This is a genomic window from Ensifer adhaerens (assembly GCF_000697965.2).
GTDB classification, from domain to species: Bacteria; Pseudomonadota; Alphaproteobacteria; order Rhizobiales; family Rhizobiaceae; genus Ensifer; species Ensifer adhaerens.
Genome location: NZ_CP015881.1, coordinates 79,038 through 103,292, shown reverse-complemented (window position 1 = coordinate 103,292; position 24,255 = coordinate 79,038). Strand labels below are relative to the sequence as shown.

Annotated in this window: 19 protein-coding genes and 1 pseudogene; 7 read left to right on the top strand and 13 right to left on the bottom strand. The window is 63.5% G+C overall.

Features of this window, described 5'->3' with window-relative positions; translation table 11 throughout:
* Nucleotides 1–426, top strand: coding sequence for an OsmC family protein (locus FA04_RS20235; RefSeq protein ID WP_034787506.1), 426 nt, complete (start codon nt 1–3; stop codon nt 424–426).
* A 66-nt stretch (nt 427–492) separates the two neighbouring features.
* Here FA04_RS20235 and FA04_RS20230 read toward each other — a convergent pair whose 3' ends face one another.
* The 9 genes and pseudogenes from FA04_RS20230 to FA04_RS20195 all read right to left on the bottom strand — a co-directional run bounded on the left by FA04_RS20230 (nt 493) and on the right by FA04_RS20195 (nt 12,544).
* Nucleotides 493–873 carry a VOC family protein gene (locus FA04_RS20230; RefSeq protein WP_034787509.1) on the bottom strand — a complete coding sequence of 127 codons (381 nt, stop codon included), beginning with the start codon at nt 871–873 and terminating at the stop codon, nt 493–495.
* Between the two features lie 58 nt (nt 874–931).
* The gene (locus FA04_RS20225; RefSeq protein WP_234798794.1) at nt 932–2,197 is read right to left on the bottom strand and encodes a CDC27 family protein; all 1,266 of its coding nucleotides are present in this window, start codon (nt 2,195–2,197) and stop codon (nt 932–934) included.
* A 142-nt stretch (nt 2,198–2,339) separates the two neighbouring features.
* Nucleotides 2,340–2,606, bottom strand: a pseudogene (locus tag FA04_RS35905) (nucleotidyl cyclase domain-containing protein); the annotation flags it as partial.
* A gap of 179 nt (nt 2,607–2,785) precedes the next feature.
* Nucleotides 2,786–3,757 (bottom strand): aldo/keto reductase, encoded by a 972-nt coding sequence (locus tag FA04_RS20220; protein WP_034787512.1) that lies wholly within the window; start codon nt 3,755–3,757, stop codon nt 2,786–2,788.
* A gap of 111 nt (nt 3,758–3,868) precedes the next feature.
* A complete protein-coding gene (locus tag FA04_RS20215) occupies nt 3,869–4,279 on the bottom strand; it encodes a hypothetical protein (protein WP_090297111.1) in 411 nt (136 codons plus the stop codon).
* A gap of 522 nt (nt 4,280–4,801) precedes the next feature.
* Complete coding sequence (locus FA04_RS20210) at nt 4,802–6,142, bottom strand: HlyD family type I secretion periplasmic adaptor subunit (RefSeq protein WP_034787518.1); 1,341 nt, start codon at nt 6,140–6,142, stop codon at nt 4,802–4,804.
* A gap of 6 nt (nt 6,143–6,148) precedes the next feature.
* Entirely contained in the window at nt 6,149–8,227 is a 2,079-nt protein-coding gene (locus FA04_RS20205; RefSeq protein WP_234798812.1) for a type I secretion system permease/ATPase, read from the bottom strand.
* 408 nt (nt 8,228–8,635) lie between these two features.
* A complete protein-coding gene (locus FA04_RS20200; protein ID WP_234798793.1) occupies nt 8,636–10,672 on the bottom strand; it encodes a type I secretion protein in 2,037 nt (678 codons plus the stop codon).
* Between the two features lie 129 nt (nt 10,673–10,801).
* On the bottom strand, nt 10,802–12,544 hold the full coding sequence (locus FA04_RS20195) for a hypothetical protein (RefSeq protein WP_034787523.1): 1,743 nt from the start codon (nt 12,542–12,544) through the stop codon (nt 10,802–10,804).
* A gap of 542 nt (nt 12,545–13,086) precedes the next feature.
* On the opposite strand from FA04_RS20195, the gene FA04_RS20190 reads away from it, so the two are divergent.
* From FA04_RS20190 to FA04_RS20175, 4 genes are all read left to right on the top strand, one after another.
* Nucleotides 13,087–13,569 (top strand): hypothetical protein, encoded by a 483-nt coding sequence (locus FA04_RS20190; RefSeq protein WP_051659098.1) that lies wholly within the window; start codon nt 13,087–13,089, stop codon nt 13,567–13,569.
* 161 nt (nt 13,570–13,730) lie between these two features.
* Entirely contained in the window at nt 13,731–14,675 is a 945-nt protein-coding gene (locus FA04_RS20185; RefSeq protein WP_051659099.1) for a DUF817 domain-containing protein, read from the top strand.
* Nucleotides 14,676–14,774: 99 nt separating this feature from the next.
* Nucleotides 14,775–17,831: an AsmA family protein gene (locus FA04_RS20180; protein ID WP_034787526.1), complete on the top strand. Its 3,057-nt coding sequence runs from the start codon at nt 14,775–14,777 to the stop codon at nt 17,829–17,831.
* A 122-nt stretch (nt 17,832–17,953) separates the two neighbouring features.
* Complete coding sequence (locus FA04_RS20175) at nt 17,954–19,219, top strand: alkyl sulfatase dimerization domain-containing protein (protein ID WP_082566288.1); 1,266 nt, start codon at nt 17,954–17,956, stop codon at nt 19,217–19,219.
* Between the two features lie 130 nt (nt 19,220–19,349).
* Here the strand turns inward: FA04_RS20175 and FA04_RS20170 are convergent, their stop codons facing one another.
* Nucleotides 19,350–19,919: a methylated-DNA--[protein]-cysteine S-methyltransferase gene (locus FA04_RS20170; RefSeq protein ID WP_034787529.1), complete on the bottom strand. Its 570-nt coding sequence runs from the start codon at nt 19,917–19,919 to the stop codon at nt 19,350–19,352.
* Nucleotides 19,920–20,106: 187 nt separating this feature from the next.
* Here FA04_RS20170 and FA04_RS20165 point away from each other — a divergent pair, with 187 nt between their 5' ends.
* Complete coding sequence (locus FA04_RS20165; RefSeq protein ID WP_167550710.1) at nt 20,107–21,381, top strand: GGDEF domain-containing protein; 1,275 nt, start codon at nt 20,107–20,109, stop codon at nt 21,379–21,381.
* A gap of 59 nt (nt 21,382–21,440) precedes the next feature.
* Here FA04_RS20165 and FA04_RS20160 read toward each other — a convergent pair whose 3' ends face one another.
* Together FA04_RS20160 and FA04_RS20155 are read right to left on the bottom strand one after the other, a co-directional pair.
* Nucleotides 21,441–22,085 carry a LysE family translocator gene (locus FA04_RS20160; protein WP_034787536.1) on the bottom strand — a complete coding sequence of 215 codons (645 nt, stop codon included), beginning with the start codon at nt 22,083–22,085 and terminating at the stop codon, nt 21,441–21,443.
* An 80-nt stretch (nt 22,086–22,165) separates the two neighbouring features.
* Nucleotides 22,166–23,068, bottom strand: coding sequence for a M23 family metallopeptidase (locus tag FA04_RS20155; protein WP_051659101.1), 903 nt, complete (start codon nt 23,066–23,068; stop codon nt 22,166–22,168).
* A 113-nt stretch (nt 23,069–23,181) separates the two neighbouring features.
* Between FA04_RS20155 and FA04_RS20150 the strand changes: the two genes are divergently transcribed.
* Nucleotides 23,182–23,670, top strand: coding sequence for an RrF2 family transcriptional regulator (locus tag FA04_RS20150; protein ID WP_034787539.1), 489 nt, complete (start codon nt 23,182–23,184; stop codon nt 23,668–23,670).
* Between the two features lie 140 nt (nt 23,671–23,810).
* On the opposite strand, the gene FA04_RS20145 is transcribed toward FA04_RS20150, so the two are convergent.
* A complete protein-coding gene (locus FA04_RS20145) occupies nt 23,811–24,218 on the bottom strand; it encodes a cupin domain-containing protein (protein ID WP_034787542.1) in 408 nt (135 codons plus the stop codon).
* Nucleotides 24,219–24,255: the final 37 nt, after the last annotated feature.

Here is a 24,255-nt window from a genome sequence, read left to right as displayed (position 1 = left end):
ATGAAAGCACGCGTCAAATGGGTGGAAGACCGGACCTTCGTCGGAGAGTCTGGTAGCGGCCACAAAGTCGTATTGGGAACCGCCTTCGGCGAAGAGGGGCGCACCCCGGGACCGAGCCCGATGGAACTGGTGCTGATCGGCACCGGTGGCTGCTCGGCCTATGACGTCGTGCACATTCTGGAGAAGGGCCGCGAGCCGGTGGAAGACTGCGTCGTCGAACTCGACGCCGACCGCGCCGATACGGAACCGCGCGTCTTTACCCGCATCCACATGCACTTCATCGTCAAGGGACGCGGACTTGCGGTCAACAAGGTCGAGCGCGCCGTTTCGCTCTCGATCGAGAAATACTGCTCGGCCTCGGCCATGCTCGCCAAGACCGCGACGATCACCCACGATTTCGAAGTGGTCGACACCAGCGCCGGCTGAGAGCCGACCTGGCGCTCGCATCCCCAGCGGTGCGAGCGCATCGACGACCCGCGGGCGCGCGGGTCGCTATCGTCGCGCAGGCTGAAACAGTTCGACAACATTTCCGGAGGGATCGATCAAAAGGATCTGCGCCCCTCCGGGACCGGTGACGATGTCATTGCGGAACATGACGCCGGCACGGCGCAGCCGCTCCACTTCGGCGTTGAGGTCATCGACGAGGAGATGGATGCGGTTCCAGCCGCCCGGCCCCGGCTTCTCGCTGTCCGGCATCGGCCGGCCGGCCGAACTCGTCGGTCCGCTCAGCAGCAGCCGCAGCGCACCGCGCTGCACATCCGCGAAAGCCGGTGCATAGCTCGACAGAAGCGAAAAGCCGAGGTGGGTCGTGTACCAGGCGATCGCCGCCTCGACGTCGTCGACCATGTAGCGGACATTGACTGTTTCCGACATTGCTTTTCCTCCAAGTAAACCCGGCCGGCCGATGCGGCTCCCTCACGCCGTTCCGAACTCACTCCGGCAGTCCGGCCAGCCGCAATCCTTCAACGTAACGCGCAAGCAAGGCCTTATCCCGGTAGGGTGCACGGGAACCGTATCGCTCGATCGAGAATTCCGGATTGAGTTTCAGGAGTTCCGCCGCGGCGCGACGTGCATCCTCAAGGTGCCCGAGTTGCGCGTAGGTCGCCGCCAGCAAACGGTAGGCCGAACCAAGATCGGCCATCTTCTCCAGCAGAGCCAACGCTTCGGTGTACTGGCCGGAGAGATACCTGGCAGCCGCGATGTTCCAGAAATACCAGTCCGGACGACTGGGGTTCAGCCGCAAGGCCAGTTCCCCGATCCTGATCGCGTCCTCCAACAGACCGAGATACCCCAGGGCATCGCAATATTCCGCAAGAAGATCGCAATTGTTCGGCGCCAGTTCGCGCCCACGCTCGTAACAACCGATGGCGCGTTCTGCCTCTCCCCTCCACAAATGGACGACGCCGAGCGCCCAGTGAACATCGGCGTCACAGGGACTGAGCTCCAAAGCCTTGCTTGCCGATGCGAAGGCACTGGCAAGCGTCGCTTCCATGTCGGCACGCTCGTTCCATTTCAGTTTGCGTATATCCAGCCAGGCCAGCCCGAGATATCCGCGGGCGTAGGCTGGATCAGCGTCGACCGCGGCCAGGAACATCTCCTTTGCCCGCCTGACCTCATCCGGTTTCAGGCTTTTTTCAATGTGCCGGCCACGCAGATAGAAATCGTAGGCGCTTGATCCTTTGAGCGGCTCGGCGAGAATCCGGTATCGTTCGGCCTCTTCGATTTTGACATTCAAGGCAGCCGGAATGGAACGGGACAACTCGTCCTGGACATCGAACATGTCGACAAGGTCGAAATCGTATTTCTCCGCCCAGATGTGTTCGCCAGTGGCATTGGTCAGACTGGCATTGACCCTGACCCGGTCGGCAGCGCGCCTGACGCTGCCTTCGAGCGTGTAGTAGGTTGTGCGTGCCTGAGGTTGCGGCTCGGGACGCGGCAACCGAACGATCACGTTCAAACCGGAGAACCGCGACAATGCCGCGACGACGTCCTGCGTGATGCCGGCCGCGAAATAATCCTCATCGGGATTGCCGCTCAAATTCGCAAAGCGCGACACATAGAGAAGCGTCCGGCTCGACTTGACGGGGGGATTTTCCCGTACCTCCTGTGTCGGTGGCGCCATCAGCGCCGCCCCCTCCGATCCGCCGTCGTCGATGACGATATTGTAGATGTGGACGGGGCGGCCGATGTTCTTCAACGGCTGTGCGCCCGTGTCTTCGAAGCGGATGTCCAGGCGACCGCCCAGCGTGTCGTGAACCGAGGCGGAGACGGGTATGCCACCCCGGCCTGGCGAGGCTCTCGATGCGAGCCGCCACGTTGACGCCGTCACCGTAAACGTCACCGTCGTCAAACAGGATATCGCCGAGATTGATCCCGATGCGAAATTCGATCCGGCGATCCCGCTGCGTACCGGCGTTCCTCGTCTGCATTCCCCGCTGGATCTCGACCGCGCAGAGAACTGCGTCTTCCACGGCACGAAACTCCATCAGCATGCCATCACCGATGAGCTTGACGATGCGCCCGTGATGCGCGGCGACCGCGACGTCCCACAGCTCCTGCCGGTGAGCCATGAGGGTCGCAAGCGTGCCCTTCTCGTCGAGCTCCATCAGCCGACTATAGCCGACCACGTCCGCGGCCATGATGACGGAGAGCTTTTGTTCCATCGGCGCCCCCAGGCTCCAGCACCCCTATGGATAGCATATCCGGACGGGCGAGGCACTGAAGACGCGGCCACGCAGCCGACAGATCCCTGGGAGCGTCGATGACAGGCGGCGAAACGGCGGCTTCAATCCCGATAGAAGTTGCGCCGCCAGCGGTGGGCGGTCAGTTTCGCCCGCTGTGCATCCGGCAGGCCGGCACCGTCGCCGATGGCGCAGTTGCGCTCGACGTTGCGCACCGAACGCATGCCGGGAATGACCGTCGATACGGCCGGGTGGCTGAGAACGAAGCGCAGCGCCGTCTCGGCCAGTGCGTCGGGCTTGATTTCCAGATCCTCGACGATCTTCTGCGTTCGTTCCTCGACCTCGCGCTTGCGCTCGCCCCGGAAGTAGGTTTCCCGGAAGTCACCCTCGGGAAAGACGGTATCGGCGCGAATCTGGCCGGTCAGACCACCTTCGTCGAGCGCCACGCGGACGATGACGCCGACATTGTGCTTCAGGCACGCGGGCAGCAGTTTTTCTTCCGGCGCCTGCTCGAAGATGTTGTAGATCACCTGCACGCTGTCGACGACGCCGGTCTCGATCAGCCGGAGCGCATTGTCCGGCTCGTAGTCGTTGATCGAAACGCCGAAGAAGCGGATCTTGCCGTCGCGCTTCAGCCGCTCGACAGCCTTCAGCCAGTCGCCGCGGCCTACCCACTCGTCCGACCACACATGGAACTGCTGCACGTCGATCGTCTCGACGCCGAGATTGCGCAGGCTCGTCTCGGTGCAGGCGATCACGTGGTCGGCCGGGAAGGTCTGCTCGGCCGGGGTGCCGGCGTGCGCCGGCCATTGCATGTTCTTCGGTGGGATCTTGGTGGCGACATGGATCGTCTCCGACCGCTCGCGCAGCAAGGCGCCGATCAGCTTCTCGCTGTGGCCCTGGCCGTAGCCGAGTGCGGTGTCGATGAAATTGAGGCCGAGGTCGACCGCGCGGTTGAGGGCGCGGGCGGACTCGTCGTCGCGCGCGCCCTGCCAATGGCTCTTGCCGATGCCCCAGGCACCGTAACCGATTTCGGAAATGCGCAGGCCCGTACGGCCGAAGGTTCTGTAGTGCATGGCGCTCTCGCTGGCATTGGGGAAGGAGTACCGCCGGTTATCTAGGCTTCAGCGATCGACCGTCAACCGGGAAAATGTCACGGCCACGGCGGCTTAGTTGCCTCATACGTCCTAGGCAAGAAACCAGAAGAAAACGGCCGACAGGAAGATGAAGGCGAGCACGAGCCCCATAAACTGCCGCATGCCCTCGCTCGTATTGTCGCCGAGCAAGGCGACCCAGATCGGCCCGCCGCTGCAGTCTTCGTCGCGCATGTCGCGGATGGAAGCCAGCGCATCGCGACCGACCGCCGGACGGCTGTAGTCGTGCGGCGGCGGCTGCCGGTTGCGATGAGGGGCGAGAGATCCCGAAAGATCCGGCGCCACCAGGCCGCCGTCGCCCGCGTCGACCACGGGCGACAACCGTTCCTGCGTCGTGGACCCGTCGCGGGTCGCGTCTCCTGCCCGCAGGCGCCCTGCGCCATGGTGAAACGCCCAGCGCTGTGGTTTCGACTGCGGATCGGATTTCACGTGCCGGATAGACATCACGCACCTCCACAGGGGTAACCGCTAACCGGGTACTTTGGTTCCGTGCGCGGGCATGCATTGTTGATCACGGGGGCGTGGCGTCGACGAATTCGACACTTGAAGGACGCAATTGCCGGCAGCGTCTGCCGAAAAACAAAAGAGCCCGCCGCGGGAGGAGCGGCAGGCTCTCTAAAAATCGATCAGCAGCCTGGGAGGAGGAGTGGCGCTGATCTCGTGAACGATCCATGGGAGGAGGAGATCGTTCACCGCATCGAAGCTCTGCGGGAGGAGATGCATTGCTTCGATGAGGTGAATATACAGGGTTTCTGCCCAAATCGTAGGCGGATTTTGTGCAAGCCAGCTATGCGCTATGCGCGCAGCGCAATACCGGCGCATCGGTCCAGAGCCGCCGTAAATGCGATCGAACGGCCGGTGATGCCGGCGAAACGCGAGTGCTTTCAGGCGACACGCGGGCAGGCGGAAACGGGTTTCACGCCGCCCGTATTCCGACGGCGTAGGCGCTGCTGCCGCGCGAAACCGTCAGTTTTCCATGAAGGCGCGCGCCATGCTGTCGCGGATCGGCTTGGTGAGATAGTCGAAGAAGGTCCGCTCCGCCGTCTGGATCAGAATTTCCGCCGGCATGCCGGGGGTCACGACGAAATTGTGAACTCTTGCAAGCTCGCTTGCCGGAAGGCTGACGCGCGCCAGGTAGACTTCGCGCGTGCCCTCATGCGTCTGCACCGGCAGGGCGTCCGCCGACACGTAGAAGACCTGCCCATTGAGGACCGGCGTCGTGCGCTGGTTCAGCGCGGTCAGCCGCACCGTCGCCTTCTCGCCGACCCGGATATTGTCGACGTCGGTGCGCAGCACCTGCGCCTCGATGATGAGCGGTACATCGGCCGGCAGGATTTCCATGATCGGCTTGCCGCTCTCGATGACGCCGCCGGACGTATGAAAATGCATCCTGATGACCGTGCCGGTCACCGGCGCGTTGATCGTCGCGCGGCGGAGCACATTGGTGGCGCCGCGCAATTGTTCACGCACTGTGTCCAGTTCACCCTCGGCCTTCTGCAATTCGTCGAGCGCAGCCTCTTGGTAGCTCTGTTCGGTCTGGTTGACCTGCTGCTGCTGCTTGAGGATCTGGGAGCCGGTCTCCGAGACTTCGGACATCAGACGGCCAATCTGGCCCTCTGCATCGGCGATCGCGCGCTGGATGGTCTTGATCTCCGTCTTGCGGATCAGGTCCTTGGCCAAAAGCGTCTTCTTGCCGATGTATTCCTCCTCGAGCAGGACTCTTTGCTCGCGCACCGATTTCAGCTGCTCCTGAAAACCTTGCGAGCGGAACTCCAGGCTCTCGATATTCCGCTTCAACAGTCCGATATCGCTGTCGAGCTTGCTCCTCCAGGTCTGGAAATTGAGCTCCTGGCTCTGCACGATCGGGACAATCTCAGGATCTTTCTTGACATGCTCCGTGAGAACCGCGGGCAGCACGATCTGCTTCAAACCGTGCGCCTGCGCGGTCAGCCGGGCGACGATCGCCTCCAGCCGCGCCCAGCGCAGAAAATACTGCCTCTCGTTCGCTTGTGCGGCCGTTTCGTCCAGCCGCACCAACGGCTGATCCACGGTTACGCGGTCGCCCTCGCTCACCAGAATATCCTTGATGATCCCGCCTTCGAAGTGCTGGACCACCTTGTTCTGCCCGGTTGCGACAAAGCTGCCCTGGGCGATGATGGCTGCCGCCAAAGGCGCGGTGAAGGCCCAAAGGCCAAAGCCGCCGAAGGTCACGACGATCAGCACCAGGCCGATCATCGTATGCTGCCAGATTGAACGCGGAACCTCTGCGTACCAGGTCAGATCCTGCACTTTGGCCATGTCGCTCATGATCGCCTACGGAAGCTGGTTTTGTTCGAGCGGGTTGCCTTCGGTATTCACCCCACGCGAAGCGAGTGCCTTGAGAACGTCCTGGCGCATGCCGAAGAGCGCCACCGTGCCGTTGACGAGCAGCAGAACCTTGTCGACGCTGTTCAAAAGCGCCGGTCGCTGAGTGATGGTGACAACCGTGATCTTCTCGCGCTTGGCGTGCGTCAGCGCCCGCGTCAGCGCCGCCTCGCCGGCGGTATCGAGATTGGAGTTGGGCTCGTCGAGCACAACCATGCGCGGGTTGCCGAAGAAGGCGCGGGCAAGGGCGACGCGCTGCTTCTGGCCGCCCGATAGAGGCGAGCCGTCGGCGGCCACCACGGTCTCGTATCCGTGCGGCAGCATGGCGATCATGTCGTGAACGTCGGCAAGCTTGGCAGCGGCGTAGATGTCGGCGTCGGTGGCATCCTCGCGCATGCGGGCGATGTTGGCCTTGATCGTGCCGGGAAACAGCTGCACATCCTGCGGCAGGTAGCCGATGCTTTCGCCGAACTGCCGCTGGTCCCAGTTCCTCAGGTCCATGAGATCCAGCCGGACGTTGCCCGACGTCGGCAGGATGGATCCAACCAGCATCTTGCCGAGCGTCGTCTTGCCGGCACCGGAACTGCCGATCACGGCAAGCGAATCGCCGGGCTCCAGCGCAAAGGTAATTCCGTTGAGCACCACGCGCTTGGTGCCCTGCGGAACGAAAAGCAGGCGCTCGACATCGAGGCGCCCTTCGGGCCGCGGCAGCTTCAACCGTTCGAAATTGAGCGGTGACGTCTTCAGCAGCGCGGAAATGCGCCCGTAGGCAGCACGCGACTGGATGACCTGGCTCCATCCCTCGATCGCGCCCTCGATAGGCCCAAGGGCGCGGCCCGCGATGATGGAGGCCGCAATCACCATGCCACCGGTGAGCGAGCCATTGAGGGCGAGATGGGCACCCCAACCAAGCATCGTCACCTGCGTCAGGAGGCGCACCGCCTTGGACAGCGAAGCAAAGGCGATGTTGCGGTCCTGCGCCATCACCTGGGCCTTGAGCGAACCGGCCATGTCCTTGCCCCAGATGTGCACGGCCTCCGGGATCATCGCCAGTGCGTTGATGATCTGGGAGTTGCGCGACATCGAATCGAGGTGAAGGTTGGCCTTGGTCTGGAAATTGGTCGCTTCGCCGAACGCTGCAGCCGTCGCTTTCTGGTTCAACAGCGTAACGATGAGGAGGAGAACGGCTGAGGTGACGACGATTATCCCGAGATGCGGATGGATGAGGAAGACCGCCACCAGAAAGAGCGGCGCGATCGGCGCATCGAGAAACGAAAGCAGCGTGCCGGAGACGAGGAAGGAGCGAAGCTGCTGCAGGTCGCCAAGCGTCTGGTACTCGCGCCCGTTGCTATGCAGGGCGGCTCTCGCTGCCGCGCTCAGGATCGGCGCGCCGAGTTGCGCGGCCACCTCCACGGCGGTGCGCATCAGGATCATGCGGCGAATGGCGTCGAAAACCGACTGCAGCAGCACCGCGCCGACGATGATCGCCGTCAGCATCACCAGCGTGTCGACCGAGCGGCTGGTCAGCACCCGGTCCGAAATCTGGAACAGATAAACAGGGATCGAAAGCACGAGGATGTTGGTGACGATCGTAAACAGCATGACGATCATCAGGTTCTGCCGGATCGCCTTGAGACCAGCGCTGAGGCTCGCCGAAAAATCGACCGGGCCAAGGCGCTTGTGGAACGCGCCCCCTCCACCGCCTCCGCCGCCGCCCTTGTCGGACGATCCGCCACCTTTGTCGGGCGACCGCGGCTCGGCCTTGATCGGCCCACGGTCGGCTTCGATCACCACCATGCCCGAAGGCGAATATCTCTCCTTCATCTCCGCGGTCGGCCAGGCAACCGGTTTTCCGACCGGCTTTTCGATGCAGGGTGCCGGCTTTGGTTCCTCCTGCAACGGGCGGCGCTCGACCGTCGCCTCGCCGCGCAGAGCCGGCTCGGGTCTGGCCACGGGCTCGGTCTTTGGAGGCCACGGCCGCGACGTGACGTTGACCGTCTCAGCGGCATCCGCCCGTGGCGTTCCCATCTGTGCGCGTGACGCCTGCGCTGCCCCGATCGGTGCGGCCGGTGCAGCAGCGCGCGCCGGTGCGAGGCCGGGTGTCGGACCGGTGATCTGTACCGGCCTTGCGGCAACGCCCGATCCGGGAAGAGGCGAAACGGGTGAAGGGGTCCAGTTGCCATCCTCGCCGGCGCCGTTTGCCGCCACTCTTCTTATTTGGTCCGCCACCCCGTCGATCTCCCTAACAGCACGGTCCAGAACGTGTTCCTGATGATTGAGCTTGCGCAGAAACTGCCGTCGCGCGGCGTCGGCGCCGGATGCTTCCGGCCGTGTTCCGTTTTCCTCCGCACGCGAAGCGGCATCGGCGCCGGTTTCGGCAGACACTGGCCGAGACGGATTCGTGCGGTCGGTCATGACTATCCTCCCGCACTCCCATCAGGCGACCATGCTGTGCATGGGGTCGGCACTGGCCGTATCGATGCCGTGCCCATGGCTCGGCGAGATCTGATCCTGCGGCTGGTGGCCGAAATCCGGAGTGAGCATGTCGTCGCCGAGAAAGACGACCGCTTCGCTGACCAGCGCATCCGGGTTCTGACTACCGAGATAGGGATCGTTCTTGACCAGCTCCGCCTGGATGAGCACCTCGTCCGAATAGGCGCCGCCGCCGGCATAGATCGTCTTGCCCGTATCGACATCGACGATCCCGGCATAGTTCAGCAGAGCATTCGAGCCCGTGGAAATGGTCCAGTCCGCGTCCGGGCGCGCCTCGAGCGCGTTCATCGCCAGCGTCACCTGATCGCTGTCGCCGAGAATGTTGGTCTGCTGGATGTAGTTGAGGCTGATGAGGTCGCCGGAAATGTAGAGCACCCTCAGGCCATTCAGCCCGGCAAAGGCGGGATCATGCAGAAAGTCGTCGCCCGACGGCTTCTTGCCTTCCGACAGATCCTGCAGCGCGGACAGGTAACCGTCCGACATCGGATTGACCGGGCCTGCACTGCCAGCTTCGACGATTCCGGCATAGTTCCAAAGCAGGTTTCCGCCGGTCGAGACCGAACCGCCGCCGCTGGTGTGAAAGCCGCCGACCGCACCGATCAGATCGTTGTCGAGCAGGATGTTCGTCTGCTGGATGATGTTGGCGTCGAAGACGCTGCCGCCGACGAAGATCAGGTCAAAGCGGTATCCGAGCTCCAGCAGCGATATCTGGTTGGCCGCCGTGTTGTCGCCACCGACGATCGAAAGCTTCGAGCCCGAAGCCGCGAGGATCGCCGTGTCCTGGTCCGACATGAAAGTGAACTGCTGGAGCCAGTTGACCATCATCAGGTCGCCCTTGACCTCGGTGATGGCCCAGACCTTGGGGAAGTCGGCGGTGTCGGCATGCGTCGTCTGCGCCGGCTCGACATGTTTGAACATGGCGATGTTGAACGCCTGGGTAGCATGCTGCTCAATATTGTTGCCGCTCAGCGCGGAACTGACGAGGTCGCTGTCATAGTGGGTGTTGACCTGAACGATCGCGTTGAGTTCGACGTGGTCGCCGGCCACCGCCAGCACTTCGGCCTGCAGCCAGTCGCTGGTGATGACGACGGAGTTGACCAGCGTGTTGCTGCCCGCTTCCAGCTCGACCGAAGTGTCGACCGCGACGGCACCCTCGCCATAGGCGATGCCGCCCTCGACTTCGACCCCGTCGTTCGACAGTTCGGGCTCGTCCGGCGCATCGGAAGCCTCGTCCGGGTCCGGCAGGTGATCCTTGAGAACCGGCGCTTCCTCAACGATCACGCCGTTCACATAGATGCCTTCGAGCGTGCTGGCCCTGGCTGAAAAATGGGTGACGCTCAGCCCCCCGGCCTCCGCTTCGCCGCCGGTGGAGAATGCCTCAAGCCTCTCGGCCGTGCCGACAACGAGGCTGGCGATCGCGTCACTGGAGCCGGCGACATCCGTCTCGCCGAGCAGCGAAATACTCTGCGTCGCGTCGATGAGCTCGGCCATCGTCGCGCTGTTGTCGATCTGCAGGCCGGACTTCAGGCCATGCCCGCCGACACTGACGAAATCATTGTCCGAAAGCTCGGCGGTCTGGTTGCTGTAGACCACCACCGAGCCCGGCGGGTTGATGTGCGGCTCGACCACCTGCGAGGCCGATCTCGGCGATGCGCCCTGCAGGAAGGCTTCCGAGCTGGCGCGGCCAAGGGAGCCGCCAAAAATCGGGTATTCGGGGAAGGACACCCCAGCATAGCCGTCCGGTATCGGCATGAAGATGTCCGGTCCGACCGGCTTGTACGGGACGTCGGGGTTGAAGTCGTCGAGATCGTAAGGTGCGTGCACCTTGACCGGCGCAGAAACGAGCTCCTTCGGATCCTTGTGGACGTCGCGATCCGGGTCGAACTTCTCATGGATTTCACGCAGACGCGCCTCTTCGGTAGAGAGTTCGAAGAGACCGATGAAATGGGCAATGGCCTCGGTGATCTTTGCGGAATACAAGGTCAGGCCCTCCTCTTGTCGTCGGCAGTCCCCGCCGGCTTGGCGGGTCGTGCCTGACTGCGCGAGAGCTTCCCGCGCAGTCATTCTCGGGTCGATTCCGCGAGACGCGGATCGACGCCCCCTCACCGATCAGGTGTTGTCGTCGTCGCCGACGGCAGTGGTCGTGTAATCACCACCGACGACCGTCATGTCGATCGTGTTGCCCTGCAGGTTCGCGCCGAGCACGATCTGCTGGTTGAAGGCGTTGGTGTCGATAACTGCGTCTGCCGAAGCCGAGGAGAGCCCTTCGACGAAGCTGTCGTCACCATTGTACGAGCCCCACATGCCGGCGCTGCCACCTGCACCGCCATCACCGTTCGTCGCGAAGCCACCCGCGCCGCCGGCACCGCCGGCACCACCGATTGCATGGCCACCGTAGGCATCGCCACCGTCGCCGCCGGCTGCCCACGAACCCGTGAGCGCGAGGCCGCCGAGGCCGTGACCACCGGTCGCTGCACCACCGGTACCGTCACCACCGGTCGAGTCACCCGTAGAGCCGCCACCGGCATAGGCATCGCCACCACCGCCGCCGGCACCGCCGACGCCTGCACCGGCGCCGAAGCCAGCACCCGCGCCAAGACCAGCACCCAAAGCGCCGCCGCCGTCGCCGGCATCGCCGGCATCACCACCGTCAGCACTGCCGGTATCGCCAACCGCTACGCTGTTGCCACCGTTGCTGTCGCCACCGTCGCCACCGAGGTTCAGGATTGGAAGGATGAAGCCGCCGGCATCGCCGCCGTCACCTGCATCCGAAGACCCTGCCGGGCCGCTCGTGACGTCGCCACTTGTGCCACCGTTGCCGGCACCATTGCTGCCGCCGTCGCCGCCGGCTGCCGCGCCGACACCAAGGCCGACACCGAGACCGAGGCCGACGCCGAGACCGGCACCACCGGCACCACCGGCACCGGCTGTCGCCGTACCGCCGTTCGCGTCACCGCTGGAGCTGCCGCCGCCAACGCCAACACTGGCTGCAATGCCGCCAAGGCCGGCACCGCCGGTCGCATCGGCATTGTTGTCTGCGTCGCCGCCATCGCCGTCGCCAGCGCCCGCGAAGCCACCAACGCTATGGCCGCCATCGCCGCCGTCGCCGCCATTGGCATAGGCCTTGCTTCCGCCTTCACCACCGTCTGCGCCGGCCTGAATGCCGTCGCCCGAGCGGGCGTCGCCGGCATTGGCGTTGCCGTTCTGGTTAAGCGTGCCGCTGTTGTTGATGTCAGAGGCGCTGTCGTCATCCGACATGATGGCGTTCTGGCTGAACACGTTGGCAACGTTGCTGTTGCCGTTCATCGAGCCGTTCAGGATGTCCTTGAAGCTCGTATTCGCCATGCCGTGGATCGAGGAGTTGTCGATATCGGCAAAGTCGTCGTCGGACGGCTTGTAGCCGCTCAGATCGAGATCGACGTCCACGTCGACGGTCGTCTTGCTGTCGACGTCGACATGGGTGCTGTTTTCGTTGAGGTTGGCATTGAGGTTGGCGTTGCCATTGCCGTTCAGGTTGGCGTTGCCATTGCCGTTCAGGTTGGCATTGCCGTTGCCGTTCAGGTTGCCGTTCCCGTTGGCATTGGCGTTGCCGTTACCATTGAGGTTGCCGTTGCCGTTGAGATTGCCGTTGTAGGACTCGCTGTACTGCGATTGTCCCTGATCCTGGCCCTGACCTTGGTCCTGGCCCTGTCCCTGGTCTTGCCCCTGGCCCTGGCCTTGTCCCTGTCCCTGAAGCTGGCCTTGCAGCTCCGCCTGCAATTGTCCCTGACCCTGGCCCTGTCCTTGTCCCTGGTCTTGATCTTGAGACTGGCTGTCATCCCATGGCCACAGGATATTCTTGTCCTTACTCATGACGATTACCTCGAGTTGAGGCCGCGACAGCCGAGCCGCATTCTTCTCTTACGCGGATTTGGGCCATGCGCGGGCTACGTGTTGGACTTGTTGAACTCAGTAACGGTGTTTTCCTCCGGGCGCCTAGTCGCCCATCTGTCGATACTTTGATCGCTTTTTCTTGCCTCTCCCCTTACTTGGTCGAGAGGACCGGAACAGGTTCCCAACTGGGTATTCCATTCGATGCAGTGCTTGCCCAAAGGGGGCCTGAGTGCGTCCTGCTCGCCGGTTGCAGAGGAGACTCTGTCTAAAACCGACACGCATTGTAAGTTGTCAGTTCGGGCTAACCTTCGCGGGCTAGCGACCAGACGCAGAAACCTTCACCCGTGGGCTAGGCAAAATATGGCCGTCAACCGACGGCTGGCCAGGCGCCGGTGAGGGCCCGAGCGCCGCATTTCCGGGCCTGCGCGACCATCGTCAGAACGAATTTACTGGACGCGGGAATGCAGTATTCTGACGAGCAGTGGTGTGGCATTTGGCAACCGGCGAGCACTGGAAGGCCCATGGCAAGATTTCACGAAATCCTCCTCTTAATCGGACAACTCAACTACACGTGGACGAATACGGAGAGTTTGCTCATCTACCTCATCGCCGGCCTCGCCCGGGTCGACAAGGAAACCGCGATCGTCATCTTCCTGACGCTGAACACGACGCGGGCCCGCATCGAACTCGTCGAGCGGCTGACCAAGATGGGAAAGACGCCTGCCGCGCAGCGGCAAGAAATTCTTTCGATTACCCAACAGCTTGGCCGGCAGGCAAAACTCCGCAACAAATACAGCCACTGCATCTATTCCTTCGACGAAACCGGCGACCAGGCGAGCACGCAACTGATGGCGATCTTCGACAGCAAGGACACGATCAAGTACGGCAAGATCGAGCAGATCAACGAGGCGGAGATCGCGCGGATCAACGAGGTGATCGAGCAGCTGCAGGAGGTCAACCGGGAAATCTGGGCGATCGTCGACCGCTACGCCTTCCCGCGCTGATCACCCGCCACGAGCGCAGACGACGGCATGCCGCAATCCTGCTGCCGCCGGCGGTGGCGGATGCGCGGCAGCCACCTCCACACGGCCCGGTTTCCGGCCATCCACAATTCAACCGCATTGTCAGGCCATCGCAGCAGCGACGGCAAAAGGAGGCGATGCGGATGGTTGGACAACCCGAGGAGAGGCGGTTTACGAGCCTTGAGGCGCGCATCGACGCTGCGGCGCATGGCGTGCTCGACCGGCTTCCGGCAAGCGGCTTCCTTGGCGGCCTGACCGAATTTCTGGTGTTCGGCATCAAGCAGGCCTTCGCCTGCCTCTTCGGCGGCGCGATGCTGGCCCTGATGCTGGCAACGAAATTCTACTGGCCCGAAGGTAGTGGTCTCGCCCGCTACGACTTCCTGTTCCTGAGCGCCATCGCCATCCAGATCTCACTGCTCGTCTTCAAGCTCGAGACCATCGCCGAGGCCAAGGTCATCCTGATCTTCCACGTCGTCGGCACGCTGATGGAAATCTTCAAGACCTCCGTCGGCTCGTGGATCTATCCGGAGCCAAGCTTCTTCCGCATCGGCGGCGTGCCTTTGTTTTCGGGTTTCATGTATGCCGCCGTCGGCTCCTATCTGGCGCGCGTGACCCGCATTCTCGACACGCGCTACAGCAACTATCCGCCGCTCATCGCGACCCTGCTTTTGGCCCTTGCCATCTATGTCAACTTCTTCAGCCACCACTACATCATCGACCTTCGCTACGCGCTGTTCGGATTGACCGCGATCCTCTTCCTTCGCACCACGGTGCATTATCGCGTCTTCCGCTTTCGCCACCGCATGCCGCTGCTCGTGGGCTTCCTGCTGGTCGCCCTCTTCATCTGGTTCGCCGAAAACATCGGCACTTGGTCGCGGGCCTGGATCTATCCCTCGCAGCATGCCGGCTGGACGCTGGTCTCCGTGCAAAAGCTCGGCGCCTGGTATCTGCTGATGATCCTGTCGTTCGTGCTGGTCACGCTCGTGCATCGTCCGCGCGCGGTTGCCGCTCCGGCAGCCGTGGCCGAGAGTACAGCCGTCGAGATAAGCGATGCAGCCGTCGCCGGAAAGGGTGTCGGCGCGCGATAGCGCAACCGTACGACGAGAAGGCAGATCGCCCCAGGAGTTGCAAAACGGCGCGCGCTGGAAAACGATACCGAATCAATCGCTTTCGCAACGAGGGGAAACATGCGGCGTTTCTTTCTTTGCCTGCTGGCGCTCGGCGTCCTCGCTGTCGTTTCAGTCATGATCCTGCCCAGCTTCGTTTCGAGCGACTGGATGCGCGCCGAACTGGGACGGCAACTCTCGAACGCGACCGGCAGCGCGATCGCGCTCAACGGCCCGGTCAGACTTTCCGTCGTCCCGCATCTGGCGGTGGTGGCCGAAAACGTCTCGCTCGATGCCGACGGCATGACCGCCGAGATCGGCGAAGTCGCGGGCTCCGTGACGCTCTCCTCGCTATGCTCCGACCGCCTGCACGTGAGGGAAGTAAGGCTTGTACGCCCTGTCGTGGCGCTGCGGCCGAAGGCAGAGGCCGCAGCGGTTGCGCAAGACGGGGGGGCTGAGGCGGGACAGGCGAGCACGGGCGAAACGCGCGATCCGCTCGCCGCCCTCGTCGCCTTCCTCGAGAAAAGCGCCATCGACAAGATCTCGATCAGCGAGGGAACGCTGCGGCAGGAGGGCGCCGGCGGTTCGGTCGACGTCGTCAGCGATCTCAATCTTACGCTCGCCGTTCCGGATATCGATGGCGAATTGTCGCTCTCGGCCGGCGCCGGCGTCGATGGCCGGCGCTACGATGTCACGCTTGCCGTTTCGCCTTTGCGTCCGCTGCTCGAGCACAAGCCTGCCGAACTCAGCCTTTCCCTGGAGGCCGAGCCCCAGCTTGCGGCCGGGCTCACCGAACTGACCGCCAGCGGCCAGGTGGCGCTGAATGCCAATGGCGGATACCAGATCCGCGGCGGCAAGCTTACGATCGGCGACGAAGCGCTCGGGCTCGACGCGCTGTTCGTGCCGGGCAGCCGCCCGCGGTTCCTCGCCGACCTCAACGCCGAGCGGCTGGATCTGAGCGCATTTCTCGATGACGGCGAGACGGCCGCATCCTCCTCGCAGCCCGAGGAACCGGCAGGCCGGACGGACAAGGCCAAGGCAGCTGCAGGCCTGCAGGCGCTGGCCGGTTTTGACGCCGATATCAGCGTCAATGTCGGCGCCCTTGCAGTTGGTGACATTTCCGCATCCGACGTCGCGCTGACGGCGACCCTCAAGGACGGGCAGTTGACCGGGCGGCTCGAGCATCTCGGCATCGACGCCGGCAGTGTTGCCGCCGATCTCGCCGCCGACGTCGGCGCCGCCGAGCCGATTTTCCAGGGCCGCGTCGTCAGCAACGGGCTCGACGTTTCCAAACTCGCGGCTCTGGCCGGCCAATCGGTACCGCTGTCGGGAACCGTGACGATGGACACGGCCTTCGCGTTTCGCGGACTAAGCGCGAACTCTGTGCGCAAGACGATCAACGTGACCGGCGGCGCAAGCCTGCGTGACGCGACCATCGTCATTCCCGGCATCGCCGATCCGGCCATGGCCGAGGTGAAGGCAAAGAAACTCGCCCTCAAGATCGAGGGCCTGGCCAAGCCAATGCGTCTTGCGGGCAGCCTCGTGTGGCGGGGCAAACCGGCCGAGATCGATCTTACCCTACCGGTCCGCGACCTGCTCATGGACGCCAATGCCCGTGCGGGCGACATCCCGCTGAAGCTCGACCTGCGCACGAAGGAAGCGACGCTTGCGCTGGATGGCAAGGCGGCGCTTGCGGGCAGCTACGCCGGCAAGGTGAACTTCGCGGCCGCAGACCTGCGATCGCTTCTTGCCTGGATCGGTCAGGCCGACGCGGGCGGCATCACGCAATTCGCCTTCAATGGCGACGTGAAGGCAAGCGCTGCGGGCGTCGCATTCCAGAAGGCCACGCTCTCGGTCAACGGGGTCGAAGGAAGCGGTAATGGCGCGGTCGAACTCGGGACACCGCTCAAAATTTCGAGCGCGCTCCATTTCAAGGAACTAGACCTCGCGCGGTTGGCCGGCGCGCCTTCGGCCGCGCCGCAGGCGAAGGCCAAAAGCAAAGCGAGTGGTGGCCCTGCAACGGATGCTCCGCTGGATCTGTCCGCACTTCGCTCTATCGATGCCTCCATCAAGGTCGATGCCGAAAAACTCGCCTACGGCCGCGTCGTCGCCGGGCCGGTCGCAACCTCCCTGAAGATCTCCGAGGGCATTGCGAACCTCGACATTCCGGATAGCCCCTTCTATGGCGGCCAGGTGGCCGCGAGCCTGACCGCCGACGGATCCGGCACGGAGCCGTCTATCGCCGTGAAGGCCTCGATATCGGGCGCCTCGGCCGCACCACTGCTCACCGACCTTGCGAACTTCAAGCATCTCGAAGGCGCGCTGCAGACGACGTTCGACATTGCAGGCGCCGGCGGCACGACCGGCACGCTCAAGCGATCGCTCAAGGGCACGGCTGAGGTCCGTTTCTCCGACGGCGCCATTCGCGGGATCGACGTTGCCGACGTCTACAACAATCTCGTCGGCCTGATGTCCTCCGGCTTCAAGCAGAACGACAACAAGGCGACCGGCTTTACCGAACTCGGGGCATCCTTTGCCATCGAGAACGGCGTTGCGCGCACCGACGACATCAAGCTCGTCGGCCCCCTCGTGCGGATGAGCGGCAAAGGCGAGGCAAACCTGCCGGAGGACCAGTTGAACTTCCGCCTCGATCCCCGCGTGGTCGCATCCTTGCAGGGCCAGGGTGCCGACATCGCCACCGAAGGCATCGGCGTGCCAGTCGTCATCGAAGGGTCGTTTGCCGCTCCGCGCATCTATCCCGACCTTTCGGGCCTTTTGAAAAACCCCGATGCCGCGCTTTCGACCTTGAAGAAGCTCGGATTGCCGACCGGCAAGCTGGGGCTCGATGAGCTTCTGTCCGGGGACGGCAAGGGAGGAAAGCTTCGCGACATCCTCAGCGGTGCGATCGGCAAGCAGCCGAAGGACGAAGGCAGCGAGCTCTCCATCGAGCAGATCATCGGCGGTGGCGGCACCGAGCCCGAGGCGGCACCGCCCGTCGATGGGCAAGTTCCGCCCGACACGGCGGTGGAACAGCCCGCGCCGGAGACGCCGCAGCCGGATCAGCAACCCGCTGCAGAAGCCGAGCAACCGGCACAGGACAGCGGCACTTTGGGAAAGCTGTTCAAGCTTCTTCAATGAGCGAGCGTCTCAGATGATGCAGCCCAAAACCTGAGGCATGTCCACAAGACCACACGTGCCGGCTTCCAACCACGGCCGGCAATGCTAAAGCTGTCGGCGATTGCTTCGAGGACAGAAAGACCATGAGACACGACCCGTTGTTCGAGCGTCTGTGGGACGGCACGGCTCAGATGGAAGAATGGACCGCCGCGGTCTCGCACGGCGCCATCACCCATGTCGCCGACAACATCATCACCGTCCACACGACCTACTTCTGCGGCAGCGTGACGGCCATCCGTACCAGCGAAGGTCTGGTCCTGATCGACACCGCGAAGCCGGAAACGGCAAAGCAGACCCTCGACGTCATACGCTCCTGGGACGACAGCCCCATACACACCGTCATCTTCACGCATGGCCATATCGACCATACCAGCGGGATCACGGTCATCGACCAGGAAGCGGATGCGCGTGGGCTAGCGCGCCCGCGGATCGTCGCCCACCGCAACGTGAAGCGGCGGATGGAGCGCTACGAGGCTTCGCATGGCTACAACAGCATCGCGCAGAGCCAGCAGTTCAACAAACCGGGCTACATCTACCCAATCGGTCAGCGGCGACCGGACGCGGTCTATGACGATACCCTGTCACTGTCCGTCGGTGGCGAGCGGATCGAACTTTTTCACGGCAGAGGCGAAACCGACGATGCCACGTTCGTCTGGCTACCGGAACGACGTGTCCTTGCGAGCGGCGATTTCGTCATCTGGGTGTTTCCGAACGCCGGCAATCCGCGCAAGGTGCAGCGTTATGCAGCCGATTGGGCGACGGCACTTCGGCGGATGGAGGCGCTCGCTCCGGCGGTCCTCATTCCCGGTCACGGTCCGGTCGTCTTTGGCGAAGAGCGCGCGGCCGAGATGCTGCGCCACGGGGCAGAGGCGCTCGAGCATCTCGTGCGTGAAACGCTCGCGCTCCTCAACAGGGGCGCCAGCCTCGACGCGGTTCTGCATGCGGTGAAGGTGCCCGAGGCATATCTGGGCAAGCCCTATCTGGCAGCGAAGTACGACGACCCGGAATTCCTCGTCCGCGGCATCTATCACTTCTATGCCGGCTGGTTCGATGGTGACGCGGCCCATCTCAAGCCGCCGAGGACTGCCGATCTCGCATCGGAACTGGCCGCTCTTGCCGGCGGCGCCGAAAAGCTTGCGGAGCGGGCCACGCACCTATCGGAGGCTGGGAATTTTCGCCTCGCGGTGCAACTCGTGGAATTCGCCAGCGCAGCCGCACCCGACGACCGGGCCATTCAGGCAATTCGGGCCGCGGTCCTGCGAAAGAGCATCGAGAACGAGAATTCGCTGATGGGGAAGGCCTTCCTCGCGGTTTACGCACGCGAGGCCGAGCAGCGCTCCAAAGGCTAATGCATGTCGCGCAAAACTGTGCATCGGTTTTGCGGCAACGAGACGCATAAAAACAAGAGCTTACAGTCTGGCGTGTGAATCCTTTGTGACGCGACAGGCTTTAGGCGCCACGCGCTGGAGCAGCCTCACCTCAGAAGCCGAAAGACTGCTGTGCGGGCTTGGCCTGTTGCTCCTCCAAATGGACGCCTTCCAGTTCGAGCATGCGCGTCTTGGTGGTCGAACCGCCCGGCGCTGAAAACCCGCCGATCTTGCCGCCGGCGGCCAGCACCCGGTGGCAGGGGATGATCAGCGATACCGGGTTCTTCGCCATGGCCTGGCCAACATCGCGTGCTGCTTCCGGCCCGACGCCCAGTTCCTTGGCAAGCCCGCCATAGGTCGTGGTCTGGCCCCAGCGCAGCGCCCGCGCGGCCGCATAGATGCGCAGGAAAAATTCATCCTGGCCTTGCAGATCCACCGCGAAGCCGGAGAAATCGACCTCCCTGCCCTCGAAGTAGTGCCGCACGGCTTCCACCGCCGCCCGGATTACCGGCGTCGGCTCCGACGCCTCGCTGGAAGGCAGCCGCCGCAGCAACAGCCGCTCGGTCGCCTCTAGCGTGCCGGTCGGCAGTTGAAAGCGCGTGATGCCGACATCGTTCCAGGCGATGCCGCAGAAACCGGCCGCGGTCTCAAAGATGAAATAACGATGCATCGCCTGACCCATCGGCCTCGCCTCCACTTGTACGCCTCCCTCAAAAATCGTGCAGGACGCCGCCGAATTCAACCCGTTTCCTGCCTACGCGACCGCCGTTTTGGCACAGATTGCCCGGAGCCGCGCACGCCACCAAATGCCGTCATTTGCGAAAGCTTTACGCTTGTCGGGCATGGTTTCGCGCGAACATCAGGAGACGATGGTGGACATCCTGCATACCCCGACGATCATGCTCAGTTCGTTCGTAACGCTGGTGATCTTCGCCGCTTTCTTCGGTTTTGCCTGGCGGCAGGAGCGCAAAAGCCTCGAACTGCTTCTGTGGTCCTTGGCCTTCGCCATCGGCGCAGTCGGCTTCGTCCTGTTGACGCTGCGCGGCGACGGCTACAACTTCATCACCATCTCGCTCGGCAACGCGCTCGCGGTGCTGGGGCTCGCGATGATCTGGCTGGGCTTGCGCGCCTTTGACAATCAGCCGCTCAAGATCGCCTCCGCGCTCGTCGGGCCGCTCCTGTGGATCGTCGTCACCTATTCTTCAGACTATGTTCGCGAGAGCGTCACAAGCCGGATCGTGCTCTACTCGATCCTGATCTTCGCCTATTCGGCGCTGATCGCGCACGAGATCTTCCGCTCGGAGAATTTCCGCAAGCTCCCGAGCTCCTACATCGTCGCCTTCGTGTTCGCCACCCATGGCCTGCTCTATCTCGCCCGCATCCCGCTGATCCTGATCTGGCCGCTCGCCGGCAACACGGCCGCGGGAACTTCGCAGCCGCTCTGGTACCAGTTGCTGACCTTCGAGCTGTTTTTTCACAGCCTCGCCGGTGGCTTCGCCTTCTTCGCCATGGTCAAGGAGCGAACCCAGCAACGCTACAAGCTCGCCTCGGAGACCGACGCGCTGACGGGTGTGCCGAACCGCCGTTCGTTCCTTGCGCAGCTGGAGACCCATCTCGCCACGCAACCGGCCAAGGGAGCACTGCTCTATCTCGACATAGACCACTTCAAGGTGATCAACGATCGCTACGGCCATGCGGTGGGCGACCAGGTGCTCGTGGAATTTGCCGGGATCCTCTCGAAGGCCGTGCCGCGTGACGCCCTGATCGCGCGCATGGGCGGGGAAGAATTCGCCGCCTGCCTCCCGCAGGCGGATCGCGCCGACGCGATCGCCATTGCCGACAGCATTCGCACCGCGCTCGAAGCGCGCCGGCTGAGCACGACCAAGGGCGTGCTGTCGGCAACGGTCAGCATCGGCATTGCCTTTGCCGACCGGCACAAGGATGTGCACGCGATCATTTCCGCCGCCGACGCCGCGCTTTATGCCGCGAAGGCCGCCGGCAGAAACAGCGTTTGGTCGGATGATCCGTCGGGCGTGCCGCAGTTTGCAGCGGGCTCGATCGCACCCGCCGGAACGGCGGCGACGCTTCTATCATTAAGCCCTGCCAGAAGCAGTGCTGCGACACGGCGGCCCACCGGCTCCTGAACCTTTCGCATCCCGAAAACGAACGATCGGCCGGGCACCCCGTTATCGCGACCCGCCGCCTAGCCGTTGACGCGCTTTACCAGCGCGAGCGAGGCAGCCGAGACAAGCAAGGCGCCGCCGCAGCCTCGTTCCATCCAGCGCCGCATCGACGAGGCGGCAAACTGCGTCGTCTTGAAGCCGACAAGAGCGTAACCGAACATGACGGCAAACTCGACGACGGTGAACACGGCGGTAAGCGCCAAGAACTGCGGCAGTTGCGGCGCGGCCGGGTTGATGAACTGCGGCAGCAATGCGGAGAAGAACAGGTAGGCCTTGGGGTTGGTGATGGCCACGATCATGCTGTGGCGGCAGATCGCGAGCGCGGATTCCGTGCGAACGAGATCGCCGTTTTCGGCGCCTTGCGTTTCCGCTTTCTCGGCTCTACCGGGCCGAAGCATCTTGTAGCCGAGCCAGGCGAGATAGCCGGCACCCGAATATTTGACGACCGAGAACCAGAACTCCGACGCGGCAAGGATGGCGCCGAGGCCCGCTGCCACGGCGGCGATCAGGAAGAAGTCGGAAAGGAGCACGCCGATCATCCCGGCGACCGCCTTTTTCATGCCGAAACAAGAGCCATTGGCCATCGCCAGGATCACGTCCGGGCCGGGCGTGACCACCGCGATGAAGGTGACGGCCGCAAAGGCAGCCATGGTGCTGATGTCCATGAACGAGCTCCTCCCCGGCCTATCTTTGGCCGTTCAGATCGAACGTGTAAAGCACCGCCCGCTCAACCTCGCATCGGCTTTCATCTGACGAATTGCACGTTGCGTGAAGGAACACGCCCGTCGAAGGACAGTTGAACAGCCTTTCCGGATCCGGCATCGACGGCATGAATGTGCAGATGCGGCTCCGTGCTGTTGCCAGAGTTGCCGACAGCGCCGATCGGATCGCCGGCGAGAACCCGCGCCCCGATCAAGGCGGTCACGCTCCCCTTGCGCAGATGCGCCAGTTCCACCCGCATGCCGTCGCAGGCAACGATCACGTGGTTTCCAGCCGGGTTGCCCCGATCCGCCTCGGGCGGGGGCAGGTCGGGCAGCCCATCTACTGCCGCGACGATCTCTCCCTCGCACGGGCTGACGACGGTCTTGCCGAAGATGGCGTAGTCGGCGGGATCCCTAGGCAACAGTCCGAACGCCCGGAAGCCGGTCTCGCCGATCGCCGTGATGTCGAGGGCATGCCGTTGCGCCGGGTGATCGCTGTGATGATTGAGCACGCCGATGCCGCCGCCCTGCGCGACGACGAAGCGACCACCGACCAGCGGAAACGATAGCCCGCGCGGATCGTGCTGCGCGCCGATGCCCCAGGCGACATAGGCGAGTGCTGCACCGAAGACGAAAAGAGAGGCTACGGTCGGCACCAGGCTGCGCGCCAATGCTCCGCGATCCAGCGACAGCCAGGGCCGGCGCCAATGTCGGGGCAACGAAACCAAAGACGCCGCGACCGCGAGCGCGGCCAGCGCCGCCCGGGTCCAGAAGCCGGCGATGTCCCAGCGGTTGAGAAGCCCGATCAGGGTGAGCAGCACGACGGTCTCTGCAAGCGCCAGCAGCCAGCCAAGCCGCGTCGGTTCATTCAGCCGCCATAGCCGCCAGATGAAGGCAAGCGGCAGCAGGATGCTGAGAACAAGCAGAAAACCGACGACAACGACCATGATCCCTCCTGTTGCACATGACGGCGCTGTTTACACAGGGAAAAAATAGGGATATTTTCTGTCCTTAATAGATGCGGACGGCATCTGCCGGACGAAAAAGATCGTTAGAGCGTATGATCCTTAAGAGCCAAGTCGAATGGGCGTTGCACTGTTGCGCCATTCTCGCCGGCCTGCCCGAGGGCCGCTACCTATCGACCAAGGCGCTGGCCGAATTCCACGGACTTCCGAAGGAGTATCTGTCGAAGGCGCTGCAGAGCCTGTCACAGGCGGGCCTCGTCCACACGACCCTCGGTCCTTCGGGAGGCTACCGGCTGGCGAAAGCGCCGGCGGAACTGACTTTCCTCGATATCGTCGAGGCGGTCGAAGGCAGGTCACGCACCTTCGTCTGCACCAATATCCGGGCTAACAATCCCTGCCGGGCGCCCGGTTACTGCGACGAGACCCCCTGTGCGGTGGCGCGCATCATGTGGGAGGCGGACGAAGCCTGGCGCGACAAGCTGCGAAGCGTGCGCCTGTCCGACCTGATGGAAATCCTCTCGAAGGAAATTCCCGCCGATCTCTCGAAGCGAAGCTTTGCCTGGGTTCTAGAACGCGCCGGATGAGCGGCGCCGGCCGCGGTTTCAGCAGGCGAAGCGTAGAGATAGGCCTGCGCCGGCAGATGCTCGGCAAACTTGGCTGGCCCCAACGGTTGGGCCGAAAGAAGGGCCGGCTGCGCGATCGGCAGTCGGCCCTTGGCATGGCGTCACTTCGTCATCGGAAAGGTCAGTTCCTTTTCGGCGGTGTCGACGACGAAGACCGCCAGCAGCTTGGCGGGCGCGGTCTTGCTGCCGTTGGCGCTGACGCCGTGACGGTCGCCCGGCCTCTCGGAGAAGCTCTCGCCGGCCTTGTATTCCTTGACTGGACCATCATTGACCTGGCTGAGGATCGAGCCTTCGAGCACCGTCGCATAGATGAAGGCCGTGCTCGCATGGGTGTGCGCATCGGACGAGCCGCCAGGCCCGTATTCCACCAGAACGCCCTTAATGCTCTTGCCCGGAACGTTCGGCAATTCATGCTCATAGACGAGCGTCACCTTGGCAGCGTCACCGGCGACGGCGGTCCCGAACAGGGTTGCGGTAACGGCGAGGGTGGTGAGGAGAGACTTGATCATGTCGAAAATCCTTTCAGATGAGGGAGATGCGCGACGC

What these genes read in the sequence shown, in the direction of transcription:
- FA04_RS20160 (WP_034787536.1), bottom strand. Translation starts at nt 22,085, where the DNA reads ATGGACATCAGCACCATGGCTGCCTTTGCGGCCGTCACCTTCATCGCG.
- FA04_RS20150 (WP_034787539.1), top strand. Translation starts at nt 23,182, where the DNA reads ATGATCCTTAAGAGCCAAGTCGAATGGGCGTTGCACTGTTGCGCCATT.
- FA04_RS20220 (WP_034787512.1), bottom strand. Translation starts at nt 3,757, where the DNA reads ATGCACTACAGAACCTTCGGCCGTACGGGCCTGCGCATTTCCGAAATC.
- FA04_RS20195 (WP_034787523.1), bottom strand. Translation starts at nt 12,544, where the DNA reads ATGAGTAAGGACAAGAATATCCTGTGGCCATGGGATGACAGCCAGTCT.
- FA04_RS20190 (WP_051659098.1), top strand. Translation starts at nt 13,087, where the DNA reads ATGGCAAGATTTCACGAAATCCTCCTCTTAATCGGACAACTCAACTAC.
- FA04_RS20175 (WP_082566288.1), top strand. Translation starts at nt 17,954, where the DNA reads ATGAGACACGACCCGTTGTTCGAGCGTCTGTGGGACGGCACGGCTCAG.
- FA04_RS20180 (WP_034787526.1), top strand. Translation starts at nt 14,775, where the DNA reads ATGCGGCGTTTCTTTCTTTGCCTGCTGGCGCTCGGCGTCCTCGCTGTC.
- FA04_RS20170 (WP_034787529.1), bottom strand. Translation starts at nt 19,919, where the DNA reads ATGGGTCAGGCGATGCATCGTTATTTCATCTTTGAGACCGCGGCCGGT.
- FA04_RS20210 (WP_034787518.1), bottom strand. Translation starts at nt 6,142, where the DNA reads ATGAGCGACATGGCCAAAGTGCAGGATCTGACCTGGTACGCAGAGGTT.
- FA04_RS20165 (WP_167550710.1), top strand. Translation starts at nt 20,107, where the DNA reads ATGGTGGACATCCTGCATACCCCGACGATCATGCTCAGTTCGTTCGTA.
- FA04_RS20230 (WP_034787509.1), bottom strand. Translation starts at nt 873, where the DNA reads ATGTCGGAAACAGTCAATGTCCGCTACATGGTCGACGACGTCGAGGCG.
- FA04_RS20185 (WP_051659099.1), top strand. Translation starts at nt 13,731, where the DNA reads ATGGTTGGACAACCCGAGGAGAGGCGGTTTACGAGCCTTGAGGCGCGC.
- FA04_RS20145 (WP_034787542.1), bottom strand. Translation starts at nt 24,218, where the DNA reads ATGATCAAGTCTCTCCTCACCACCCTCGCCGTTACCGCAACCCTGTTC.
- FA04_RS20215 (WP_090297111.1), bottom strand. Translation starts at nt 4,279, where the DNA reads ATGTCTATCCGGCACGTGAAATCCGATCCGCAGTCGAAACCACAGCGC.
- FA04_RS20155 (WP_051659101.1), bottom strand. Translation starts at nt 23,068, where the DNA reads ATGGTCGTTGTCGTCGGTTTTCTGCTTGTTCTCAGCATCCTGCTGCCG.
- FA04_RS20205 (WP_234798812.1), bottom strand. Translation starts at nt 8,227, where the DNA reads ATGGGAACGCCACGGGCGGATGCCGCTGAGACGGTCAACGTCACGTCG.
- FA04_RS20235 (WP_034787506.1), top strand. Translation starts at nt 1, where the DNA reads ATGAAAGCACGCGTCAAATGGGTGGAAGACCGGACCTTCGTCGGAGAG.